This is a genomic window from Halosolutus amylolyticus, assembly GCF_023566055.1.
Taxonomy (GTDB): domain Archaea; phylum Halobacteriota; class Halobacteria; order Halobacteriales; family Natrialbaceae; genus Halosolutus; species Halosolutus amylolyticus.
In genome coordinates this window covers 589,119-612,135 of record NZ_JALIQP010000001.1, presented here as the reverse complement: position 1 = coordinate 612,135, position 23,017 = coordinate 589,119, and the positions used below count along the sequence as shown (strand labels likewise).

22 protein-coding genes and 1 pseudogene are annotated in these 23,017 nt (G+C 56.3%); 13 read left to right on the top strand and 10 right to left on the bottom strand.

The window, feature by feature from the left end; genetic code table 11:
* Positions 1-75: 75 nt before the first annotated feature.
* Positions 76-375 carry a hypothetical protein gene (locus tag MUN73_RS02915; RefSeq protein ID WP_250138952.1) on the top strand — a complete coding sequence of 100 codons (300 nt, stop codon included), beginning with the start codon at positions 76-78 and terminating at the stop codon, positions 373-375.
* Positions 376-464: 89 nt separating this feature from the next.
* On the top strand, positions 465-2,939 hold the full coding sequence (locus MUN73_RS02910; protein ID WP_250138951.1) for an Eco57I restriction-modification methylase domain-containing protein: 2,475 nt from the start codon (positions 465-467) through the stop codon (positions 2,937-2,939).
* A 16-nt stretch (positions 2,940-2,955) separates the two neighbouring features.
* Here the strand turns inward: MUN73_RS02910 and MUN73_RS02905 are convergent, their stop codons facing one another.
* Positions 2,956-5,238, bottom strand: coding sequence for a phospholipase D family protein (locus MUN73_RS02905; RefSeq protein WP_250138950.1), 2,283 nt, complete (start codon positions 5,236-5,238; stop codon positions 2,956-2,958).
* A 370-nt stretch (positions 5,239-5,608) separates the two neighbouring features.
* Between MUN73_RS02905 and MUN73_RS02900 the strand changes: the two genes are divergently transcribed.
* The 5 genes from MUN73_RS02900 (at position 5,609) to MUN73_RS02880 (ending at position 10,615) form a co-directional block, all read left to right on the top strand.
* Positions 5,609-6,148 carry a winged helix-turn-helix domain-containing protein gene (locus tag MUN73_RS02900; RefSeq protein ID WP_250138949.1) on the top strand — a complete coding sequence of 180 codons (540 nt, stop codon included), beginning with the start codon at positions 5,609-5,611 and terminating at the stop codon, positions 6,146-6,148.
* Positions 6,148-6,657: a hypothetical protein gene (locus MUN73_RS22740; protein WP_382181327.1), complete on the top strand. Its 510-nt coding sequence runs from the start codon at positions 6,148-6,150 to the stop codon at positions 6,655-6,657. Before MUN73_RS02900 ends, MUN73_RS22740 begins: the two co-directional genes overlap by 1 nt.
* Before the next feature lie 90 nt (positions 6,658-6,747).
* A complete protein-coding gene (locus tag MUN73_RS02890) occupies positions 6,748-7,785 on the top strand; it encodes a tyrosine-type recombinase/integrase (RefSeq protein ID WP_250138947.1) in 1,038 nt (345 codons plus the stop codon).
* 333 nt (positions 7,786-8,118) lie between these two features.
* A complete protein-coding gene (locus MUN73_RS02885) occupies positions 8,119-8,895 on the top strand; it encodes a hypothetical protein (protein ID WP_250138946.1) in 777 nt (258 codons plus the stop codon).
* 835 nt (positions 8,896-9,730) lie between these two features.
* A complete protein-coding gene (locus MUN73_RS02880) occupies positions 9,731-10,615 on the top strand; it encodes a hypothetical protein (RefSeq protein ID WP_250138945.1) in 885 nt (294 codons plus the stop codon).
* Positions 10,616-10,870: 255 nt separating this feature from the next.
* Here MUN73_RS02880 and MUN73_RS02875 read toward each other — a convergent pair whose 3' ends face one another.
* Positions 10,871-11,728, bottom strand: coding sequence for a hypothetical protein (locus MUN73_RS02875; RefSeq protein WP_250138944.1), 858 nt, complete (start codon positions 11,726-11,728; stop codon positions 10,871-10,873).
* Positions 11,729-11,818: 90 nt separating this feature from the next.
* Positions 11,819-12,886, bottom strand: a complete 1,068-nt coding sequence (locus MUN73_RS02870; RefSeq protein WP_250138943.1) for a DUF7961 domain-containing protein — start codon at positions 12,884-12,886, stop codon at positions 11,819-11,821.
* 515 nt (positions 12,887-13,401) lie between these two features.
* Here MUN73_RS02870 and MUN73_RS02865 point away from each other — a divergent pair.
* Complete coding sequence (locus MUN73_RS02865) at positions 13,402-13,716, top strand: hypothetical protein (protein ID WP_250138942.1); 315 nt, start codon at positions 13,402-13,404, stop codon at positions 13,714-13,716.
* An 89-nt stretch (positions 13,717-13,805) separates the two neighbouring features.
* Positions 13,806-15,059, top strand: coding sequence for a hypothetical protein (locus MUN73_RS02860; RefSeq protein WP_250138941.1), 1,254 nt, complete (start codon positions 13,806-13,808; stop codon positions 15,057-15,059).
* Between the two features lie 66 nt (positions 15,060-15,125).
* On the opposite strand, the pseudogene MUN73_RS02855 reads toward MUN73_RS02860, so the two are convergent.
* Positions 15,126-15,938: pseudogene (locus tag MUN73_RS02855) on the bottom strand (ATP-dependent DNA helicase); the annotation flags it as partial.
* A gap of 151 nt (positions 15,939-16,089) precedes the next feature.
* Here MUN73_RS02855 and MUN73_RS02850 point away from each other — a divergent pair.
* Complete coding sequence (locus tag MUN73_RS02850) at positions 16,090-16,329, top strand: DUF7127 family protein (protein WP_250138940.1); 240 nt, start codon at positions 16,090-16,092, stop codon at positions 16,327-16,329.
* Between the two features lie 117 nt (positions 16,330-16,446).
* On the top strand, positions 16,447-17,037 hold the full coding sequence (locus tag MUN73_RS02845; protein ID WP_250138939.1) for a DUF1684 domain-containing protein: 591 nt from the start codon (positions 16,447-16,449) through the stop codon (positions 17,035-17,037).
* Positions 17,038-17,254: 217 nt separating this feature from the next.
* Here MUN73_RS02845 and MUN73_RS02840 read toward each other — a convergent pair whose 3' ends face one another.
* Entirely contained in the window at positions 17,255-17,935 is a 681-nt protein-coding gene (locus tag MUN73_RS02840) for a class I SAM-dependent methyltransferase (protein WP_250138938.1), read from the bottom strand.
* A 442-nt stretch (positions 17,936-18,377) separates the two neighbouring features.
* Here MUN73_RS02840 and MUN73_RS02835 point away from each other — a divergent pair, with 442 nt between their 5' ends.
* The gene (locus MUN73_RS02835; RefSeq protein WP_250138937.1) at positions 18,378-18,956 is read left to right on the top strand and encodes a DUF7090 family protein; all 579 of its coding nucleotides are present in this window, start codon (positions 18,378-18,380) and stop codon (positions 18,954-18,956) included.
* Positions 18,957-19,002: 46 nt separating this feature from the next.
* Positions 19,003-19,320, top strand: a complete 318-nt coding sequence (locus MUN73_RS02830; protein ID WP_250138936.1) for a nucleoside triphosphate pyrophosphohydrolase — start codon at positions 19,003-19,005, stop codon at positions 19,318-19,320.
* Between the two features lie 134 nt (positions 19,321-19,454).
* On the opposite strand, the gene MUN73_RS02825 is transcribed toward MUN73_RS02830, so the two are convergent.
* From MUN73_RS02825 to MUN73_RS02810, 5 genes are all read right to left on the bottom strand, one after another.
* Positions 19,455-20,237, bottom strand: coding sequence for a DUF7089 family protein (locus MUN73_RS02825; RefSeq protein ID WP_250138935.1), 783 nt, complete (start codon positions 20,235-20,237; stop codon positions 19,455-19,457).
* Positions 20,237-20,326 (bottom strand): hypothetical protein, encoded by a 90-nt coding sequence (locus tag MUN73_RS22735; RefSeq protein WP_425492713.1) that lies wholly within the window; start codon positions 20,324-20,326, stop codon positions 20,237-20,239. Before MUN73_RS22735 ends, MUN73_RS02825 begins: the two co-directional genes overlap by 1 nt.
* Before the next feature lie 218 nt (positions 20,327-20,544).
* Positions 20,545-21,531, bottom strand: coding sequence for a Zn-ribbon domain-containing protein (locus MUN73_RS02820; protein WP_250138934.1), 987 nt, complete (start codon positions 21,529-21,531; stop codon positions 20,545-20,547).
* Complete coding sequence (locus tag MUN73_RS02815) at positions 21,531-21,932, bottom strand: DUF2073 domain-containing protein (RefSeq protein ID WP_250138933.1); 402 nt, start codon at positions 21,930-21,932, stop codon at positions 21,531-21,533. Before MUN73_RS02815 ends, MUN73_RS02820 begins: the two co-directional genes overlap by 1 nt.
* Positions 21,933-21,938: 6 nt before the next feature.
* Positions 21,939-22,577, bottom strand: a complete 639-nt coding sequence (locus MUN73_RS02810; RefSeq protein WP_250138932.1) for an Era-like GTP-binding protein — start codon at positions 22,575-22,577, stop codon at positions 21,939-21,941.
* Between the last annotated feature and the right edge of the window lie 440 nt (positions 22,578-23,017).

The following is a 23,017-nucleotide window of genomic DNA, read 5'->3' as shown; positions in this document are numbered from 1 at the left end:
ACGGCGTAATAGCGTAGTATCGAGGTATTCTCTGGGCAAGGTATTATATACATCAGGTTATTTCACCTGTCTGCGATGCAACGAGTGATCGACCGGAAATTGTACGACACGGATCGAGCAGAACAGATCGTCCAGTACGCGCATAGCACCGACAGAGGAGACTACCATTACCTAATTGAAACCCTGTACAAGACTACAGACGGAGAGTACCTTCTCCACTGCGAAGGCGGGGCTGCTACAGAGTACGCGAAACTATGTGAGGGTGAGTGGGTGGCTGGTGAAGAGCTTCGTCTCTTCGATGAAGAAGCGGCGTTGGACTGGTGTGAGAACCGCGCTATCCATAGCAGCATCGTCATCGACGAATTCGAGCATTGAGTCGACACGTAGCTATAGGGCTCGCCTCGGAACTCCACTACTCACGTAGTGGCTGGCGTACTGCGGATCGTTCCCGTAGCGAGGTTTCCATGGTATCACCTGTAATAGGAACAACACTGCAGCGGTCTGAAGCCTGTACTGTCTATGACTCGGCTACTTCACCACGCATCGAGCATAGAGTAGGGACGAACGAAGTTCCGGTTACTCCGGTTAGTTTGGAAGCGCTTCGAGTTGAGCAGATCGACATCGTCATCGATCGCCTCACGAATAACGAGCAACCTCTTCCGGCACCGTTTTCGAAGCAGGAACTCTACCGTACCGGTGCTGACGTTGGGATACCAGTGTGGATTCCCGAACAGAAAGATGAGTTCACCGACCGAGTAACTGACCGGCTTGACTACACGTGGGATGAGGACTCTCTCGTGTTCTTTCCGCGCGTTGGAGAGCAACTCGTCGAGAAGATCAAGGCAGCTGCGAACACCATCATTCCTTCTCTGGCGAGCACCTCGCAGTTACTTCGTGACGATATTGATGCTTGGTGTGAGACCCACGGAATCGATTCGTCACGAAGGAAGACGGTTCTACGGATCGTTGCTCGCCAGGCCGTCTTTGAACGCTTGTTGAGGTCGGTACTGTGCGAATACAACGACCAGTGCGGAGAAGTACCGACGCTCCCGGATGACCTTCCAAGGGGTGTACGACAGGCGGGGAAGCAAACGGAGGATCCTGTGTTTTGTGAGTCGATCCTTGATGAGATCGTCTGTTTCGCTAGCGAGGAGAAGATAGAAGCAGTCGTAGACGAACGGCACCGGTTGCTGTACTCGCCGCGACCAGCCGAAGACATCGGAGCACTGTACGAATCGCTGATCCCGAAAGAGGAACGGCGGGAACTCGGACAGCACCGAACACCACCTGAACTAGGGGAACTAATGCGCACGTGGGCAGCCACCGGCAACAATACTGTCCTTGATCCAGGAATGGGTGCTGGCGGGTTGTCGACACCGTGTCACCCGCGATGGAGCGTCAGTACTGATCCGGCTCGCGTTCTTGGAGTTGATCGCAGTCCACTCGCACTTCACATGGGAATAACCGCTCAGCGACTCGCCGGTCAAGCACATGAACCATTAGCGAGCGACTTTCTCTCTTTGTCACCAGACGATCTTGATGAGGCCGTTGACGCAATTATTTGCAACCCACCATACACCCGTCACCACGAACTTCCAACAACCTACAAAGAGATGGTAATCGCGCAAGCCGAGGAAGAAACGGGACGAACAATAAGCGCCGTAACACCGTTGTATGCGTACTTCTGGTACCACGCACGACAGTTTCTCGATACAGGTGATCGTGCTGCGATCATTACTCCGCAGAGTTGGCTTGCGACGAATTACGGTGAGTCCCTCAAACAGTTCTTGCTGGATGAGTTTGACGTCAAAGCGCTCGTGCAGTTTGACCCAGCCGGTGAACGAGTTTTCGAGACAGCTCAAACGACCGCTCTCATCGCATTCCTTGAGGCGAAAGAGTGTACAGAGCCTGTAGGTACGACGCGGTTTGTCCGTATTGACGAGTGGCCCGGAACTGCAACGCTCCGCGAGGCAGTCAATAGTAGACAGCACGGTAGTACGGACTGGGGGTTCGTCAACCGTGTAGAGCAGACACAGTTATCCCCGTGTCGCAACTGGCAAGCATTGTTTGATCCGCACAGCATCGACACGAGCAGTCTTACACCGCTCGGCGATCTCGTAACAATCCATCGAGGAAAGACGACTGGGTGCGTCGATTTCTTTTGCCTATCACAGGCAGATGTCGAAGCCGCAGAACTCGATGAGCAGTGTTTGTCACGTCTCATTCGTCGACCAATGTATATCGACGGGTACGACTTCCGAGACGAGGACTGGGAGGAACTGCAAGCTAACGATCGAGACGTCTGGTTGTTCGACCCGGATGAATTACCTGGTGTCCCAGCGTCTGCGCAAGCGTTCCGAGAGCAAGTGGTCAGTGGAAGCAGCATCGAGAGCGACGGTGAAGAACACGAACTGAGTGAGGTTGTCGAGTACTTGAGAGAGGGCGTGACTGACCACGATCTTCACGAGATAGGTTGCCTCGCAAACCGATCGTACTGGTATCGCCCAAGGCGAGAACACTCACGCCGTGTCCTCGTTCGGAACGCGAGCAGAGACGGGTTCCGCTTCGTCCTAAATGAGGCTACTGCTCGGCACACCAACAACATGTACGCGTTCTACGACGTGGCGCTCAGCGAACTCGAATTGAAAGCATTGCTAGCGTTTCTGAACAGCGACGTCTTCGATCTGGTCGTACGTGACTACAAGAAAACCCGCGACGGCGGGTTCGACGCGATCCAACCGAGCGAACTTGAATCAGTTCCCGTTCTCGATCCAACATCCCTCCCCGGTGAGGTTGTCACCCGACTCGCTGAATTATTCGATGATCTGCGCGAGATGTCGCGGCAGAACAACGACTGTGAGCCAGTACAGGATCAAATCTCCTCTGTCATCGAAACGCAGATAGAACAGTCTTCAAATCCAGTCCCGAATCCTAATTGAGCAACTCAAATGAGGGTCATCTCCCGAGCAACCGCGCGAAGATGCCACTAGATTCAGTACTAATCTCGTCCTCATGGTCTCCTTCTTCATCTACTAACTGAGAAACCCCGCCTGTTTCGGCAGCACCACCGTTCAACAGTTCCTCAACCGGGTACCCGATCCACTCTGCGAACTCGTCTGGGGCTCCGATGTAGACGCTGGATCCGGATTTATCGGACATGAATCGTTTTGGGAGGCGCTTCTCGTAGTCGTATACTTCGTATTCTTCTCGGTCGAAGTCAGCGGTGATCGCACTGGGTTCGGGCTCGAAGGAGACGCGGCCGCCCTGGATGTCGCGCTGCCATTTTATCCGGCCCGTGTCGTACGTTTTCTCGGCTGGTTCGTCAGCGGGGAAGTACTCCGGTTGGTCTCGGTCGGCTTCCTCGTAGAAGTCCCGGATGATACGGCGCACGTCTTCGATCGTGCCGGTACCGTCGGTCCATGGTTGCTCGGTGAGCATCCGTCGAGCAACGTAACTAAAGATCGGGTTCTGTCGCTCTAGTACAGCCGCGAGGTCTTCTTGTGCTTCTTGGAATCCCGGGTCTTCTGGGTTCGATGGGAACGAGACGTCCATACTCAGGATCTTCATCCGGTTCCGAAACTCCGATTTGGGTAGCGCGTCGTTCGTCGTGAAGATCAAGCACGGCTGGTCAACGCTGGTCGGTGTCCAGTCTCCCCAGTAGTTCCGGATCGGACTCCAGTTCTGGATTTTGCGTTTTTCGGCGTCGATAATGGCGTACGGGAAGCACGTGTCCCATTCGCGGATGCCGCGGATCTCACCGACTCCGACATCGTCCGCGTCCACGCCGGAGATGACCGTGTTATCGGAGATGAGTCGAAGGATGTATTCGGTGAGTTTGTCTTTCCCGGCGTCGCTTTTCCCTTCGATATAGAGGTGTTGGAGAACGTTATCCAGTGTCCGTGACGGCGAGGAGAGTGCCTCAGCGTACTGGTTTGCGAACGGAGCCCAGAACCCGTAAAGGAACGCTTCGTACATCTGAGCCATTACCGCTGTTTCTGACTGCGTGTAGCCGTGGTTCTCGACAGTCTCGATGTAGTCTTCGATCGTTTCGAGACAGTGGTTCAGGACTTCAGGCGTTGGTTCGTCAGTAGCAACCAGGATCATTTCGTCGTCTTCGCCGATCACGACTTGCTCTGCCTCTGGCAGGATAGACATCGTCGGGATGGCTGTAGATTCCTTCACCTGGTTGTTATACGCGCTCAGCGGTGCAGTGATGCTGTGATCCTCAACGGTCGCGCCGCGGTCACGGAGGCTGACCCCGAACTCATCAGCTGTGGCCTTGTCGACTTTGCTCGTCCCCATCCGGATTTTCTCATCAGGTGCTTTAACTCGTGGACGATCGAGTGTGTCCGTGAGGTTCGTTTCGTGATCGGATTCAACAAGTCCGAAATCCGGTGACTCGTCACTGTCCTCGGTCTCGGTTGTTTCGTCCTCGCTTGTTGATTCCTCGGGCTCGACGATGGTTCGGTCGGCGTTCTCGGGTTCCTCGATGAACGCGACCGTCTCGTCGGCCTCTTCGGGGTCATCAACGACCGCAGTGACTCGGTCCGCGACGTCTTTTAGATCTTCTACAGCGTCCTGATTCAGGGCGGCTGTGTCACTCACGTCGAGATCACCGACTCCGACCCAGTATTCAATGCGGTTTTCCCGTTCTTCGGGTGAATCAGCCTCTTCAAGCGCTTCAACGAGTCCGTCAAGCAGCGTCTGGTCGCTGTACGTTTCCCGATACTGGTCGATGAATCTCTTAAACTCCTCATCTAACTCGGTTCCTACATCGGTTGTGAAGACTGAGATCTGGTTCGTGTGGTATTCCCAGGAGTTCCGTGAGAGGTTTGCGGAGCCGTGGACGAGCCTTACCGTGTCGTCTGGCATCACTATCCGGTAGATCTTCGAGTGGACGGTTTTCTGATTCTTCAGCCGAACCGTGAGCCGGCCATCTTGGCGAAGTTGCACGAGTGAGCGCGCCGTCGAAACCTCGTTGACTCGGTCAGCGTAATCGTCAGCATTTCCGATGAGAACGTCTAAGGAGCCAATCTCGTGCTCGGTCAGCATCTCCACCATTAACTCAGGGGTTTCCGCGTAGGTTACTGCGTCAACGTGGCGTGCGCCTTCGAACAGGTCAAGGAAGTCACTGCGTTCCTTCACCATCGCCAGGCGATACGTTGCCGCGCCTGACCCGTAGAATTCCGGCATGTCGACGAACCTGTCAAATGAGATGTTCGCCGTAAGTTCATCCATACACTACAGTACAACTAGTTGGCAATAAATCCGCCCTAGGATTCAACTGCTTCTCGCTGCTCGACCTGCCGTTGGGGGGATCTCAGAGACCCAGAAGCGCTTCTGGGGTCTTGACAGCACAATGAGTGTGAGTACGAATGGAGTTGTGGGAGAAGATCGTTGGTTCAGTATCTGACGGAAAGCGCTGACCATACAGACGAAGTTAAACAGGATACGCGATCCAGTCTCCACTATCGACTCCTAGTCCGTACGCAATCACCACCGTACGAATCTTCTCTCCAGTAAGAGATGCCGAGCCTCGCTATTGGCGCTGTTTGTATATTTGAACAGAGCCAAATTATTTGAGCCGACCGGTGTAAGTGCCAGTACGATGGCTGACTCGACCCAGAGATCGTGGACGGACAGCATGAGTGGGCGTGAGCGCGTTCGACATGTCGTAGAGTTACTGGACGAGCCAACGCCAGTACAGGAGATTGCGGACCGCGCAGCGGTTTCGCGCGCAACGGCAGACGACGAACTCCAGCGGTTGGAGAGCGACGACTGGGTCATCGAGACGACCATCGATGGTACGAAGGCGTACGATCTGAATCCGGTCCGGATGCTCTTCGACGAAGTGACAGACTTGATTGAGGAGCACTCGCGCGAGGAGTTAGAAAGCCAGCTCACGAAGCTGAAAGCGGAGCAAGAGGAACTCGCGGCGGAGTACAACGTTGGATCGCTCACGGAGTTCCGAGAGCAACTCGCTACGGATGAGTTGTCGGCTGAAGAGCTCAGAGAGCATCGCAACGTGATCGCTACTTGGGAAGCGATCAACACGGAACTCGGACTTGTAAAGCACGCCCTCCAACTGTACGGGGACGTCGTCGAACTCTCCTCGTCCCGAACTGACTCGCGTTCGACGTTCGCCTAATGGTTGTATTTCTCGCTAACCGGGCGAACCTGCAGAGCAAACGGCTCCACGACCGTATCCAACAACGGCTCAGTGCTGACTGTGACAACGTTCGACGACGGCGCGCTGAGCCGCGCGAAGCTGGCCCGTATCGTGTCGTTGGCGACGTGAATCCGCGCCAGTTTCTCGGCGATGACGACTATCCAGTAACGGCTGCTCGCGTCGAAATCGGGTTTCAATTGCGAACGAGCGATCCGTATGAGCACTACTGGATCAACTGGATTGAACCGGATCGAAGCTTGCTGGTCGGCTGGCACCAAGACGACACTCATCATGACCTCGGTCCGGTACACCTGCAAGTGAACGACGGCTCGACGGTCGTCGCTCACGAGCGAGCGCAATTCATCGACACGCATCCGCTTGATGTCGTTGAGCAAAGAATCAAATCGCTTCAGGATGCGATCCGCGCCGTCAACTGGGAGGGGGAACGACCCATCGGGTTCGACACGTCATCGTCTCTCTTCGAGTGACTACCCGTTCACGATTTCGCTGCTATAAGCTGCTGATAGAATTATAGTGTCTGGAGCGGTGGGAGGAATACCCGTCCACGGGCATACTTTATGACCGAATTAGAGCCAATCCACCCGACGAAGGCGTTCAAAATATATCTTGACGAGCGACGGGCAGAGGTAACCGCAAATACGCTTCAAGCCCACAAATATCGTATTGGGCATTTTCTGCGTTGGTGCGAAGAGGAAGACATCACCGACCTGAATACACTAACGGGACGACAGCTACACGAATACAAGATCTGGCGGCGTAAAGAAGGCGAACTAAATATCGTTACAGTGAAAACCCAGATGGACACGCTACGCGTATTTATCAAATTCTGCGAATCGATTGACGCAGTACCCGCTAATCTACACGAGAAGGTACTTTCTCCCAAACTCAATCGAGGCGATAACCAGAGCAACGATATTCTCACCGAAGACGTAGCACATGAACTCCTGGATTACCTCTACCGGTTCGAATACGCCTCATTTGGCCACGTACTAATTCGCCTTTTGTGGACAACTGGAATGCGGGTTGGGGCAGCTCACGCATTAGATGTGGAGGACTACCAATCGGACGACCGGTACCTTGAGATCCGTCATCGAGAATCCACTCCACTGAAAAATAAAGAACAAGGAGAACGCCTCGTCGCATTGGATCCAGAAACATGCGAAATTCTCGACGACTGGCTCTATCATCAACGTCCTAACTCCCGTGACGATGAGGGTCGAGAACCTCTTTTGGCAACAACCCATGGTCGAGCTCACAAAAACACAATGAGAATGACGGTATACCGATGGACACGTCCGTGCGTCTACACCGGGTACTGCCCTCATGGACGTGATCTCGACGAGTGCGAAGCACTGAACGATAACCGGAAGTCAGCAAGCCTTTGTCCATCGTCTGTCGCACCTCACGCGATCCGTCGAGGATCCATCACCTACCATCTTACTCAAAATGTCCCGACTGAAGTCGTGAGCAACCGGATGAATGTTAGCTCGAAAGTACTCGACATACATTACGACAAGAGAAGTGAAGAAACAAAGATGGAGCAGCGACGACGGTACTTGGAGGATCACCCATCAACGAGATTCCGACGTCATTGAACCGGATATCAAAAGAATCTGCATTTCTTCTCGCCGTAAGCGCATCTCGCTTCGATACAGCGGCTACACTTGTGTACTCCTGAATCCACTCTTGTCCCACAGCACTTGCAGGTATATTTCTCTCTCGACGTACCACCGGCATTTGAACCCTTCTTCGACGTCGAACGATTGGCCATGTTCTCTACCAACTTTTCGATGTCATCGGGCGTAAATACGTCTGAGTTAGTGTCGTCTCCAGTTTTTCGTTCCCCGCTATTGCCGTTGGTTCTCCGCTTACCCATGCCTGATATGTTAGAACCTACCACAATAAGCATACGGGCCGAATCAGAGCCATTGACAGCACTGGTCGCCTCCGTAGTGCTGAATCTGAGCGCGGTTTGCTTGAGATCTGAGGGGAGAATAGCCAACCATGACGGTTATTTCGATAATATCCGACGTAAAACTGACAATCGGTTATCTCGTATTTCATGTATGGGCCGTAACTTTACCGAATCATCTGATCAAAATAGTACAGATGGGGACGTTCACGTCGAGGAGGTATTCGATGTCGATCCGACAGACCCATACGACGCAATTGAATCGATTTGGCAGTATCTGTCACAAGAGACTCGCCACGACATCATCCAACTGATTATTGGTCATCCGGACCACTTGGTTTCCGTCACCGAGTTTGATTATTATCTTCCGAAGAGTCGATCTACGATTAGCGACCAACTCAATGATCTCGCCGATCACAGAATACTTGAGAAATATCATTACCAGCAAAACGAGGGACAAAGAGATCTTCCCGCTGATTTCTGGGGCCCTACTGAGTTTGGCGTACGACTCCTCTCGGAGTACAACTACCTGCACGGACTTCCGATCCTGCGCGCCATTCACGATGCAACGCAAAAATCAGAGACAGCCCAACGGCACGAAACAGCGCCTCGTCCAGAACTACCAGAACTGGTCAAAAAGGTATTCGATTACAGTGAACCGGACGAATTAGATTACAGTAACTTGGTTTCGAAGGGACTTGAAAGACCGATCTACGCAGACGCAGCACCAACTGATCCGAGCACCCTGAACAAAGACATAGAAGACGGACGCTCCCTTGACGAACTCTTCTAGAGACTATGACTTATCCACGAACTCACGTTGATCACCGTAATCCCGATCATCACGAAGCAATCCATCCAACCCGGTACATCGGAAACGCGCATGTTGTCGCTGGTGAGTTTCTCACGTCGCGGTATCATGATGCACTCCAAACCGTCCTTCACCCACTGGGTGAGTCTCTTGACACCCAGGACCACCATGCACTCAACGATCTCGGCATCGTGCACGCCAACGGAACTCTTAACGATCTTTCACCGATCGTCCGAACCTACGTTAGACTCGATGACTACTGGACACGGACCCATCGTACTGCGTTAAACGAGTTATTCACTGATCGACGCGCCCACGTGTTAGGCTGCTGCACCCGTGATTTCCGTACGCAGTTTACTCGCCACACACTCGAAATCGAGTCGGGACGCACCGATGCAGCACTGGACGCTACGCTCACACCGCTATTCGACAATGGCTTCCTCACCCAATCACACAACGAAGAATCCGCCTATACGGTCGACGAACATCACGCATTATATCGACACACTAAACCGCTCTTTGACGCACTCCTTGAACAAGCTCCAGTTCTTTGTGATCTCCTTCCACCAACTGACTTCTGATATTCGGGTCAGTTGATGAGCTGACTGCTGGGTGTTTAATCCTGGAGTTGAGCGACCATTCGGCCGGTCTCCTCAATCCCCTCGCTCTGGCTGAGGTCAAGACGCTCCTCTAGTTCTCGAACCGATTCTTCCAGAGTCATATTGGAAGATGGGCGACTTAGAAGGGGAAGTGTACCGGCGTTCAGCGAGAATAGTGCCGCTAGTGCTATTATGAGACGACAGAGTATTTTGACGAGATGGCTACGTACGTTCCATCTTATCTTCGGCCCTTGAGTCAGATCCGGACGGGAAATCAATCACGGGTTGACGAGAAAGCAAACAAGGTCAAATCGATCCGGAACGACGGGAGCGACATAGAATTCCGACAGAACCAATCGATTGACTTGTGGGTCAACGAGCAGGCCTACCACGGCCGACGAACGGTCACCAGTGAGCGCGAGATACGTGTGGAGGAGTCTGTGGACCATCCGGAGCGTCACTGGTGGATCGTTTCTGATCAGTCACTGGAAACGCTGGAACCACCTCTACGAGATCATGCTGATATCTTCGACCTGTTGATTTCTCTCAATTTATGCACGGACGACCCAGTTTTCTTTTCACAGAGTCCCGGTCAAGTTGTGTCCGGAGCGTACACGTCAAAGAAGGGCGCGCTGGAATACCAGTCTCAACTCTCTCCAGGTAACTTTGCGATAGCGCTACTTGGAAGGAACGAGATCCCCGAGGAAGTCGAGATCGTAGGAGACGTGGCATCCGTCTATCGAAACGTCCGGGAGTACCGCTCGAAACGGATTGAATCGGACGCGGAGGCCGATATCCGCGTCGCGCTACATATGTACGACGATGCGCTGTCGTCGGATCTCTGGACCGCTGCGGCGAACTTCTACTACGTTTGCGAGAACACACTCTTACCCGAATATAACGAGAAGGATCAAATCATAGCCGAAAGCACAGGGATGACCGTAGAGGACGTCGGATCGTGGCGCGAGATAGTCAACCGGGTAAAACACCCCGACAAGGGCGAGAGAGATGGGATACTTGACCGGGACGACTTGGCGATTCCCCCGCTATGGCAAATGCGAGCCGCCGCGAATTCCGCCCTCAAGCAAACGATGAAGGGATAAGAGAGTAGTCCTCATCGGGATCGTCGTTGGATTGTCCAATCCCCGACCGTACTCAGAGCGCACGGATCAGCGACCGTATCGCTGACAGAGTTTGTCCGGCATCGGTTCACGATGCGAAAACGCAGAGCACCACCGTAGCGGTAACTCCACGAGGATTCCAGCGTGGACTGTCAGTGGTTTCTCACCCGCGGAATTGAACCGTGTCTCTTTGAGCTGGTCGAGGTGCGAGCAGTCGATATGCGTGTTGATTGAATTCTACTCGTCTGGTTCATCCGTTTGGAACTCAGTGACCCAGCTATGCTTAGACTCGTCAAACCACCACAAGAATTCCGATTCAATGTGTCGGATCAGTTCTTGTGATCGGTCTCCCGTTGGTAGTTCTTCTTCAAGTTGTCCACCCTCATTCGATAACTCCCGAAGTATGTCGTCGATGACGTAGACTGCACATTCTCGTGCATGGGTTAAAATGTCGAGTGAGTAGTTCCGCTCCAGCCACATGTTATGAGCAGCGTTGTTCCTGACTTCTCTCACGAAATGGAGAAGCATCCTCGTATCTCCCCGTAACCGATCTTCTTTGGTCGCCCAATTAATCAACCGGGCGAAGGTGACCTTGTCGTCATCATAGTTGCGGAGATGACGTTTGACATCTACGTTGTCTCGTAGATAGTGCTCGATAAATCCACAAGCGCGGAGGATGGCATATTGATTGGTAGAGTATCCTAGGCGAGGAACTTCACCAATCTCTTGCATGAACTGAGGGTCTGATTTATACTGGTCGTTCAGCTTCTTAGGGTAGCTAATCCCAACGTTCTCCAATATGTTATGTTCAAGAGACTCGACGAGGAACTGGAAATGCCAGGGGTTGTAATACCCGTTTTCCTCCTTGAACCGCCACCAGAGGAACTTTAATGCCATGTACCGGCCGTGATCTAAATTCATCGCTTTCACAGACGGAATCATATTTTCGTATTCGATGGCATCGAAGTCATCTGGACCATTAATACGAGTCGCTGCATCTAGGTCTTCATCAGTAACTGGCTCTTGGTAGAGATGAAGAAGGGTTTGATAGATTCGCCGCTCAACAGGTGTTGGTTCAGTACGTTCTTCCGACATTGGTTCTGACTATTACGGCGCTAGGCACCGATAAATGCCCTTCGTAGCGTAGCTACAGAACGGCTCAGAAGGACTGGATCGAACAGAACACTACTGCTCCTCGGTAGAAGGCCACCAACTATTGGATAAGGGACTTTCGCTGTTAAATCGAGTACTCCGTATATGGCCTTCCTTTCTTACTGCGGATGATCCAGTAAATTTGACGAGTGAATCATCATAGTGGCTGTAAATCAGTTGGGATACAGCTGGATAGACGTGTTCCTCACAAAGTTGGCCGATTTCCTCGGTGATCTCTTCAGAGAGGTGTTCTATTGCTATGACACCAATAGCGGGTGTCCGTCCGTGGGTAATGCCACCGGTTGTTTCATACCTCTTCGTGTCCCCGTTGAATGTCGCGCCTGCTGGTTGATCGGGGCATTCAACGACCATACCACGAGCAGGGAAATCCTCGCCATCAGTGTACAACCCAACTCTGTCTGTTGGGGTTACGAAGGACCCCGGAAGTAGCGTTTCGCCATTTGAACTTGTGTGGAACTGTCGAATGCCCTCGTATTGTCTTTGTCCGACCTCGTCGCCAGATGAGGTGAACTCAACATGATGTTGAAGCCAGTCCTCAATAGCAATCCCAGTCGGGAGTTGGCCTGCTGGTTTCAGCGGAAGTCGTTCTATTCGTGGACCGCCTGGTGCTGGGTGGTCTAATTCATACGACTCCGGTGAGATGTCTGCCTGGTCAACGAGCCCCAGTATCACTACTGGATCATAGTCTGCAGGCCCTCTCCGTGCAAAATCAAGCAGGTTCTCTGCTTCGGCAACGTCGTCTGCCAGATCAGATGGGATACCGACAAGCACAACCAGATCACTATCGATTGATTTCAAGTCAAAGAGATCCTTGACCCGGCTCCGACCTTTGACGTCTACAGTATTATGCCCGATCGTGAAATCGTGTTCACAATATTCCTGTTCGGCTCTTCTTAGGAACTCGCCGTTGTGCCAATGCCACTGCTCTATTGGAAGGGTGTGACGACAAAACTCGTAGAACGCGATTTCAGCCAGATTCCCCTTGATCTTCTGAATGTTATCGTCGCCCGGGTACGCCTCCGCCTGACCCCACGCTAAGGCATGATGTCCGCGATCCGGTGCAAATTGGTATCGTATCATAAGGAGGAATTTCAGCTGGCTTGTGTTAATAGATCCGAGTCACGGTGAATGGCTTGTAAAGTTGGTTTGGGAGAACGCTCGCAGATCTGCTCACCGAGTGCTTCCAAACACTACATATCAAAATAATCATTTGAGCCGATAGATATAAGCTGTATTGGGATATTCAGCATACATGGCACAAGTGAAGTGCATTGACTCAACCTGTTCGCAGTCAGGAGTGATTTTCGACTTTGAAGCAGCAGGGTACAAATGTCCTGGATGTGGGAAGAGCGATTCTAATATCCAAGAAGTATAACGATAGTAGGACTCACGTCAGGAAAATCCCCATATCCAAGTACGGCATGCTACAGCACAATATGTGCTGTACTCAATAATGGGTATGGTGATTTTCTGATAGAATCTGCCGACCAACATATCTCAATGCTTTGATAGGAATTTATATTTGAATATCTCCTTGGCTTGAGTGATGGCCAACAAGAGACCGGCAGAGCCCCTGATTACCAGTAGTGGCCAGTATGGTCGTAGAATCATCATTTCTCCTCAGACCAACCATATCTGAATTAGAAAATATGGACGAAAAAGACCTCCTCAAAGTTGAAATTCGAGCTGTAAAAGAAGAACTGGTTCGTCGGGATTATGGATTCCATCCCTCCCTTGACCAATCGTCGTTGCTTGTTCCACCCAGGGACATTATGCAAAGCCGACTCAAGGAATTGACTGATGACCAACTCAAAGAGCATGAACGGCGGCTCACCCGAGACCTAGACGATCTCGAAATTACTGACCCGAGTCAGTTGTACCGCCCTACTGATGATGAGGGCGAGGAATGAGTCTAGGGTTTGTACTCTACTCGACTATTATGTTTATCTATGAATTCATTAGAGACTCTTTCCCGTATACTCGTCATGTCATCTGGCTAATGGTGAAAATTAGTGCGACTCTCTCACTACTGGTTGGACTTGTTGCTGGAGTAGAACGAATAGTCATTGGGAGCGACATTATTTCATCTGCTGCAGTCGTGTTGATTGCCGTCTTCTTCAATCACATCGATAGACTCCTAGGGGATCCAGTACATGTCGCACTCGCGTTTTGTGCTTGGTATCTCCTCGGCGTCATCACCTACCATCCGCAAGACAAGAAGGAATACCGCGCTGCCAAGAAACCGTCGAACAAGAGCGCCGAGCACCTCGAACTGTCGTACGCGCTCATCCTCGCCATTGTGCCGACGGGGTTCTTCGTGCTCGTTTACTACCTCAACGCACCGGGGATTCTCGCGTTCGGCGCGGTGGTAGTCGCGTCGGTACTGGCGGGGCGGCGCTGGCTTGACGCTATCGCGCACATATTCACGAAGAGTGCCGACCGCACTCGGTCGTCGTTCTACCGCGACGCGCGGAACTCTATCTACATGCCACTCACCGGACTTCTCATCGTGTTAGCGGCCATTGCACTGGTGTTCGGCACGCTCGCGGCGTTCCTCTTCCACCTCGTGTGGATGCTGTTCGTCGCACGCCGCCTCCGCTGGGTCGTCTACGAGGATCTTTACGGCTTCAGAGAGCTATCCCCGTCACCACTCAAATGGGGGCTCGTCGCGCGCGTACCGCTGATGTACGCAGTCGTCGTCGTAGTGTTCGAGCGCGGCCTCTCCACGGAGTCAGCGGTGTTCACCTCGTTCGCCCCGCTCGTTGTCGGCGTGAGCTACGTAGCATACCGCCACGCCGTCCTCGACGGATTCGACGCGACTCCGTATGGGAAGTACGAGCAAATGGACGAGAAGGAAAAGCGCCATCATCAGATGAATTCGGGCTGGATTGCGCTGACTGGTGGGCGAAAGGCTCCCAACGAAAAGGAGCAGTTCCAGAACAAAGTTGGGTTAATGAACTACCAGATTAGGATCTTCAACAACGTCCACCGCGACCGTGTGAAGCGGCAACACGGCGTGCGGCTGCCGCGTCTTCGCACGGTGGCGAAAGATGTGGACGCGTTCGACCCACGCTCTCATTACAAGGACTTCGAGGCGTATAAGGAGAACCTGCACGACCTCCCATTTCACGAGGCCGACGACATCACTCGGCAACTCGACGACCTACGGCGTGAACTGCGCGATGTAGAAGAGTTCTACGAAACTTGGGTTGCGCCGTATAAGAACTGGGAACCCCCGGAGAACTACTTTTAGCATACACTCATAACACGACCAACGAGGTCGTTCTCAGGAAGCTTGTACTAGTAGATCCGAGTCACAGTGGTAGTAGTTCCCGATGACGACCTCGGCGTGGCCCAGCAGTGCGCCCATCACCGAATGTGGGCAGGTCCCGTGTCGGACCGATCGAGCGACGAGGTCGTCGGGCGTGACCATGCCGGCCTCGGTGAAGTCGAAGGGGACGGCCTCCGCGGCGTCGCCCTCCTCGTCGTCAGGGAGGTCCTCCAGGTACTGTGCGTAGAACGGGCAGTACTCGGTCTCCGTGCCAACGGGGCCGCCGTCCGAGTAGGTGGGCATCTCGAGCGGGTACGGGGCCGTTTCGTCCGCAGTCTCGAGGAATCGGGCGGTGGTCCCCGTCCGGCCGCTGTCCGCGAGCCCGGTCTGTTGCTGGCGGGCGCGTGCGGTCAGGCTACCCGCCGTCGTGTCGCCGCCCTCCCCCGTGAGGTCGCGGGTCCGATCGCGGAGGGTTTCACAGCGATCGTAGACGTTGCCATCGTCGATCCCGCCGGCGTTTTCGCGATTGTACGGACAGACGTCTGCCTTCCCGACGAGCGTGAGGCCGGAGACCGGATTCCAGTCATCGGGCAAGTTTTCGTTGATCGTCTCGAGGTCGGCCTCGAACTGGCGCAGTTGCTGTTTGACGCTCGTGAGCACGAACACGCGCTCGTAGTCGGTGTCCGGATCGCGCACGAGGTCGATCCCCGCGGTGAGCGCGATCATCGTTTTCCCGGTGCCACAGGCGCCCTCGATGACGGTGTAGCCGCCGTCGCGAGCGGTATCGATGGCGGTCTCGATGCCGTCGACCTGCGCGTCGTAGGGCTCGTCGTGGCCGAACACCGGCCGCCAGTTCGTCATGGATACCGTACTCGGCGGTCGTCGTCCATAGCGTTGACGGACTGGACTGGCCGCCCCATCCAATATAAACCGTGGCCCGGGCTCGCGATTCGCGTCGGCGGCCGAAATCTGTAGGGGTGTCGCTTTAACTGCGTGAGCGCCTACGAGTGGTATGAAAGTCCCAGAGTCCCTCCAGAACGTCGATCACAGCGGCGCGGTCGTCCGAACGATCGAGTACGACGACGTGAGCGTCATCGCGATCGACTTCGGCCACGCGGGCGACGACCTCGCGGTCGACGTCATCGGATCGACGGCGATCGTCGTCACCGGCGACGAGCAGTTCGAGTTCGAACTGCCCCCCGAGGCCAGCGACGTGTCCGCGCGGAACGGCGTCCTGACGATCGAGGAGTGAGAACAGACCTGACGATCGAGACGTAACGCCGGTTCGAATCTCGCCAGCGAACCGAACACGACGCGTTCCCCTCACCCGAAGCGCAAGCCATTCCCTTCCCGCCACGTTACGTGGGGTATGACGGAGTCCGACGACGCTCTCGACGTCGATCGCTGGCGAGAGGACCTCGAATCGAAACGCGCCGAGAAAGACGAGTTCTTCGCCGAGCATCCACAGTCGCCGATCCCGCCCGAGGACCGCGAGGCGTTCTCCGGCCTCGACTATTTCGATCCGGATCCCGACTACCGGGTGACGGCGACCGCAACGGTCCACGACGATCCCGAGGTCGTACTGATGGACACGACTGCCGGTCGTGAAATGCGCTATCTCCGGACCGTGACGCTGGAGTTCGACCTCGTTCGGGACGATCCGGACCTCGAGGACGGCACCGTCGAACTGGCCGCCTACCAGCTCGAGAGTCCGAACGACGAACCCTACTTCGTCCCGTTCCGTGACAAGACGACCGGCCAGCAGACCTACCAGGGCGGCCGATACATGGAACTGGCCGCCGATCGAGACCTTGAAACGGGCGACGAGATCGTCCTCGATTTCAACCTCGCGTACACGCCGTTCTGTGCCTACAGCGAGACCTTCGACTGTCCGCTCCCGCCCGAGGAGAACTGGCTCGAGATCGCGATTCCGGCGGGGGAGCGGTTCGAGTCGAACTGATTCCCCGAGATCGATCGCGACGGACACCCAGGCGGGCGACGACGGCACTTTCGTTTCGACTCGAGTGGAAACGAAGGGGTTCGGAGGGAGGATCGGATGGGACGAGGAGCATCGAGACGGAGAGATCCGCTCCAGACGAAACAGAGGGGCGACTCCGTCCGGAGGTCGCCGTCGGAAGAGACGACGCCGTCTGGGGGTGTCCGTTCGACGATCGTGATCAGGGTGCGACGCCGACGGTCAGCAGCGTCCCGTACTCGCGGTAGCGTTCGACCATCGCGTCGCGGGTGTCCCACTCGTCGGTCGGGAACTCGGCCTCGCTCGGGATGGTGATCTCCCGATCGGGGATATTGTCCTGTTCGGCCACGTGGAGACCCGCCCGGCGGAAGGCCTCGCGGTACTGCTCGCGATCCCAGCGGGTCATCTCGATGTCGATGAACTCCTGCCACTCGTGGGAGTGGACGTTCTCCTCGTAGTAGTTGACGGCGCAGTAGAACGTGCCGCCGGACCGGAGGACGCGGGCGATCTCCTCGAGAGTGTGGTGGGGATCGCTGGCGTAGTAGAACGCCTCCATCGACCAGACGTGGTCGATCGAGTCGTCGGCGAACGGGAGCGAGCCGAAGTCGCCGACGACGTAGCCGACTCGATCGTCCTCGGTGTAGTCGGCGGCGTTGTGGGCCATCTCGGGCGCGCCGTCGAGCCCGTAGACCCGACCGGCGTCGTTGGTGTCCCGAAGCGCACGACCGGCGTAGCCGCTCCCACAGCCCAGATCGAGGACGGTATCGCCCGGTTCGACGGGCATCCGTGCGAGGGCGTGTTTGGCGGTGTGCCAGTGTCGCTCCTCCATGCCCTTGTCGCGGCCGCTCGTAGCCCACTCGTCGAACTCCTCGCGTACGCTCATACGTGGACGATCAGGCCCGGCCGGCAAAACGGATTCGGATCGACGATCGGCCGGAAGATGGGGCGCTGGCCGGGCACTCGATCTCATCTCTCGGGTAGTCGGCCGTCAATGTCGACAATCTCTCTCGGGTGGACGGCCGTCGATGTCGACGACCGGTTCGGCATCGGTAGATACTTTAGGCTGGCCTAAAAACATGAGAGTGGAGAGGGGCACACAGACCACGATCCGTGGGCATCCGGATTCAGGTCGATCGAACGACGACCGTTCGCCCTCTCGAGTCCTTCTGGAACCAGACGAGTGACCGGTAGTGAAACGTCCGGACGAGAAGCGGCCGTGATCCGTGACTCGTCGACGAACTATCGCTTCCGGGAGTCGATCGCACGAACCCGTCGGGACCCACATCCCCACTCTTAAGTCAGTGCCGAAAGTTGTTCTCTCCAATATGGAGTACACGCTCGAAATCGACGGCACTCCCGAGACGGTGTCAGGTGGGACTGGCGTCCTCCTTCTTCATCCCAGTACCGGCGAAACCGATCGGATCGATACCGACTTCCTCAAGACGGACACGGACAACTTCCTCGTCGTCTCCACCCGAACCACGGCCCGCGAAGTCAGGCAGAAACTCGAGTACTACGACGTCGACGAAGAACGCGCCGAGATTCTCGACACCCTGAGCATCGAACGCGGCTACTCTCGGCGCACGAGCGACACGGTCCACTACGTCGCCGCACCCGACGACGTCGACGGCATCGTCGACCACATCGACGGCTTTCTCGGCGACCACGACGGCAAACTCCGTATCAGCTTCGACTCCGTCACCGAACTCGCCTACTACGCCGGCGACGAACGCGCACTGGACGCCGTCGAGCGGATCCTCGTCCTGCTCGAGGAGTACGACGCGATCGGTCTCTTCCACCTCTCCGAAGAACCCCACGACCCGGCGCTGGTCGACGAGTTCCGCGACCTATTCGACGGCGTGATCGACCTCGACGAAGACGGCACCGTCGACGCCGAGTTCTGAACCGCTGTTTCAGTTCAGTCCATCCCGGTATCTTCCACTCGAACACATGCCTACCGAGTACGACAAACTCGTTCGCGATCGGATTCCGGAGATCATCAAGGCAAATGACGAGCGGCCGGCGATTCACACTGCTGACGACGCGGAGTACGCCGAAAGACTCGCCGCGAAACTCACGGAGGAAGCGGCGGAGTTCGAGGAGTCGCGCGACCTCGAGGAACTGGCCGACGTTCTCGAGGTGATCCGTGCGATACTCGACGATCGAGAACGGACGATGGCCGACCTCGAGACGCGTCGCCGCGAGAAACGAGCCGAACGCGGCGGATTCGACGATCGGATCGTCCTCGAACGGGTCGAATCCGAATAGCGGACCGCCGTCGAACGAACTGGTAGACTCGAGATCGAACGAATTGGGCGGATCGGCGTCGAACGAACTGGTAGACTCGAGATCGAACGGAGTGGTAGGATCGGCGTCGAACGGTTCTGGATAATGGGCGTCGCTCAGTCCGCCAGCGAGTCGAACGTTTTCTCGGCCCACCGGATCGCGTAGTCGGACCCGTGATCCCGGTAGGCCTCGGTGTCGAGCGCGGCGAACGGCGCCGGCAACTCGATCGCGTGCTTGATAGCCGCACAGGCGAGTTCGGCCGCGTCCGCGAACTCGGTGTCGCCGCGTGCGACCGCCCGCGGGAGGTCGGCGACGCGATCCTCGAGGCGGGTCCCCGCGTCCTGCCACGCGGCGGCCAGTTCCGGATGGTCGTCGTGCCAGCTGGCGAAGACGTCGCGGCTCTGGAGGCCGACCCATCCGTCGAACAGCGCCGCGGCGACCTGGTAGGTACCGCCGGGATCGAGTTCGACCGCCCGGTTCAGATCGTGATAGTCCGCCTCGAAGAACCCGAGAAAGTGTTCGGGAACCCCGAGGTCCAGTTCCACGAACGCTTCCGCGATCAGGAACTCGACGAAGGACTCGGGCGAGCCTTCGACCCGCGGTTTGACGATGATCGTCGGGGGATCGGTCTGGCGCGTCCAGACGACGCTCCCGTCGCCCGGCATCCCGATCGTGAAGTCCGAACTCGCGTAGCGGGACAGGAGCGTCGGCGCGTCGTCCGGAAGCCACTCGGCGGGATAGCTCGCCGGATCGAGCGCGTCCGCGAGCAAGCCGAGGTCCTCCGCCTGCGCCGGCGGAAGCGTCTCGAAGTCCCGCGAACAGTCGACGACCTGTGCGTCGGGCGCGTACTCCTCCTGGATCGCTTCGAGCCGACTCGAGACTACCCGGGTCTCGAACATCAGGCGAAGGCGCTCTGGAAGAGGAGCAGGACCGCAAGCAGTGCCGAGATGGCCACCGTACCGAGGACGATCTTGGTTGGAGTGCTCATACTCGGTAGCTGTCGGTCACGTCGCATAAATCCATCTGTCTCGGGCTAACTCGCCGTCGCGACAGCACGTGCTCCAGGACGAATCGTGAACCCATCGTTTCAGGTGGGATTAGTTTCCCGTAGTAATTGACTGGCGTCCCAGATTCGGAGATAGTTCCAGTCGAAATGTCCCGGTGCTGGAGTTGCCGACGACGGGGAATTAGCTTCGCAGTGGACGATTACTCTGCATCGTCGCCGCGCCACGAGTCCGGGACGTCGATGACGTATCGGCCGTCTTCCTGCAGCGAGATGATGTACTCCTCGCGATTGTACAGTTCCATGAGATTGAGTTCGTACTGGCCGGGACTGACGATCTTGATGCTCTCGAACTGCTCGTTGAGTTCCTCGCGAAGGTCTTCGATCGACGGCCGATCTGCCGACGGTTCGCTGACGACGCGGCCGTGCTCCGGCGGTGCGTCCTCGGTGTCCGCCGGCCGAGATGGGCGGTCCGCATCCTCGAGGGACGGTTCGTCGCCCGCGGTGGGCGGTTCCGAAGGGAGGTCGTCCCGACTCACGACGTCGGTTCTGGCGTCTGCTTGCGCCGTGTCTTCGTCGTCCGCAAACGAGGTCGAATCAGCCGACAGCGCTGGATCCGGAGATGCCGACTGGTCCGGATCCGCAGTCTGTGACTGATCCAGATTCGTAGACACCGATCGATCGGCGGCGGCTGTGGTGCTTTCGTCGCCGGTCGATCGGTCTTCGGGCCGTCGTGCCGTCTCCGGCCACTCGCCGAACTCGCCCACGTCGCCCGAACTGCCGTCCGGGCCGGTGTTCCGGTCGACCGACGATTCGGTGTCCGTGGTGGGCCACGATGCGCTGGTTCCGGTGGCACCGTCCCCTGGTCCGGTCCCCGATCGACCGGTGTCCGACGAGTCCGACGTCACGAAGTCACGAACCGTTTCGGCGGCCCGGGTCGCGACGCCGTCCCCGGTTTCGGAACCGGAGTCAGGATCGGACCGTTCGGTCGACGAGGCAGGCCCGGTACTGTCGGAGCCGCCGGGCTGCTCGATCGTGGCGGCGCTGTCGGTCCGGTCCGACGAATCTCGCGCGACCGTTCCGTTCGGCGCAAACTGGAACTTGTTCCCCCCACAGTCGGGACAGCCCGAGAGCATCTCCTTCGAGCCGTCGGGGAACGTGCGGCCGCAGTTCGTGCATTCGTGTGGCATTAGTTTCGAGACACGAGCGCGCTGATGAGCGTTTCGTCCTTGTGGAGCGTTTCGATCTGGTTCGCCGGACCGATCACCGTCAGTTTCGCCGTCGATTCGTCGGACCCCATGATGCGACCGAGCAGGGACGAGTCACGGGTCTCCGACTTGGGGTAGGTCTCGATTTCGATCCCGTTGAACTCGTCGGGACTGATCTCGGCCATCGTCACCTCGATGAGTCTGCTCTCCTCGTCGGGCGTCAACCCCTCCTCGAGGATGACGATGTTCCCCTCGTGGACGCCGTCCAGGATCATCCGGATCTTCTCCATGGTCGCCATCCCGTCCATGCGCTCGCCGCTGATGAGATCGATCTGGACGCCGTCGGGACCGTCCGGGTCGTCCGTATTGGTTGCTTTTGGCATGCCTGCTCACCCGAAGTACTCCGCGATGCTATCGTACACTTCGTCCATGTTGTCGCCTTCCTTCGCGGAGAGAGGAACGGTCTTGTGCTGCGGGAACGCGTCCTCGATCCGCTTGACGCTCGACTCGTCGAGGTCGATCTTGTTCGCGAAGATGAGGACCGGCAGATCCCTGGATTCGATGATGCCGATCAGCATCGTATTGACCTGGGTGATCGGATCCTCCGCACTGTCAAGCACGTAGATGACGCCGTCGACGTCCTCGCGCAGCCAGTGCATCGCCTCGGCGACGCCCTCGGTGGCCTCGCGTGACCGGCGGATGGCGTCGTCTTCCTCCATCTCGTCGGTGAACTCCTCGTAGTCGACTTTCGTCGTGACACCCGGGGTGTCGACGATGTCGATCGTCACCGTCTTTCCGTTCCGCTCGATTTCGACGCCTTCCTTCCGACGTGCACGTCGCGTTTCGTGTGGAACGTGACTTTCCGTCCCGATCGCGTCGCCGGTCCAGTCGCGTGCGATTCGATTCGCGAGCGTCGTCTTGCCGGCGTTCGGCGGTCCATAGATACCGATTCGTTTCGGTTCCTGTTCGGAGAACAGGCGATCCGTCGCCCGAGAGATACTATCTTTGAGTTCTGTGAACAATCCCATCCTTGGGGACCTCCAGCACCGAGGGGTGCATCTGCGCGTACTACTGACTGAACTCACTTAAGCCTACGTCAGACATATTGACTCTCTAATACTACTGAATACAATTCTGCGACGAAGGACAACCCGTATTTCAGGTCGCGATCGGGATAGATTTTGGAACTCGCGACCGAACGATCGCATCGAGGTCGTCGAGAGCCGTGATGCGGGAGTGTGACGAGAAACGGGTGAAATCGTCGTGTACTGCCAGATCGATCACCGACACGACGGTTATCACCGGCACGACGATTCGTGGGAATTCATTTCCGCGCGAGTAACACGAACCACGCGGGTAACATAGATGACTGCGCGAGTAACTGACTGCGCGGGTAACTGACTGCGCGGGTAACACTGCCGCGGGAGTAGCACGATTCGGAAGCGGTAACGACGACGATCCGACGACT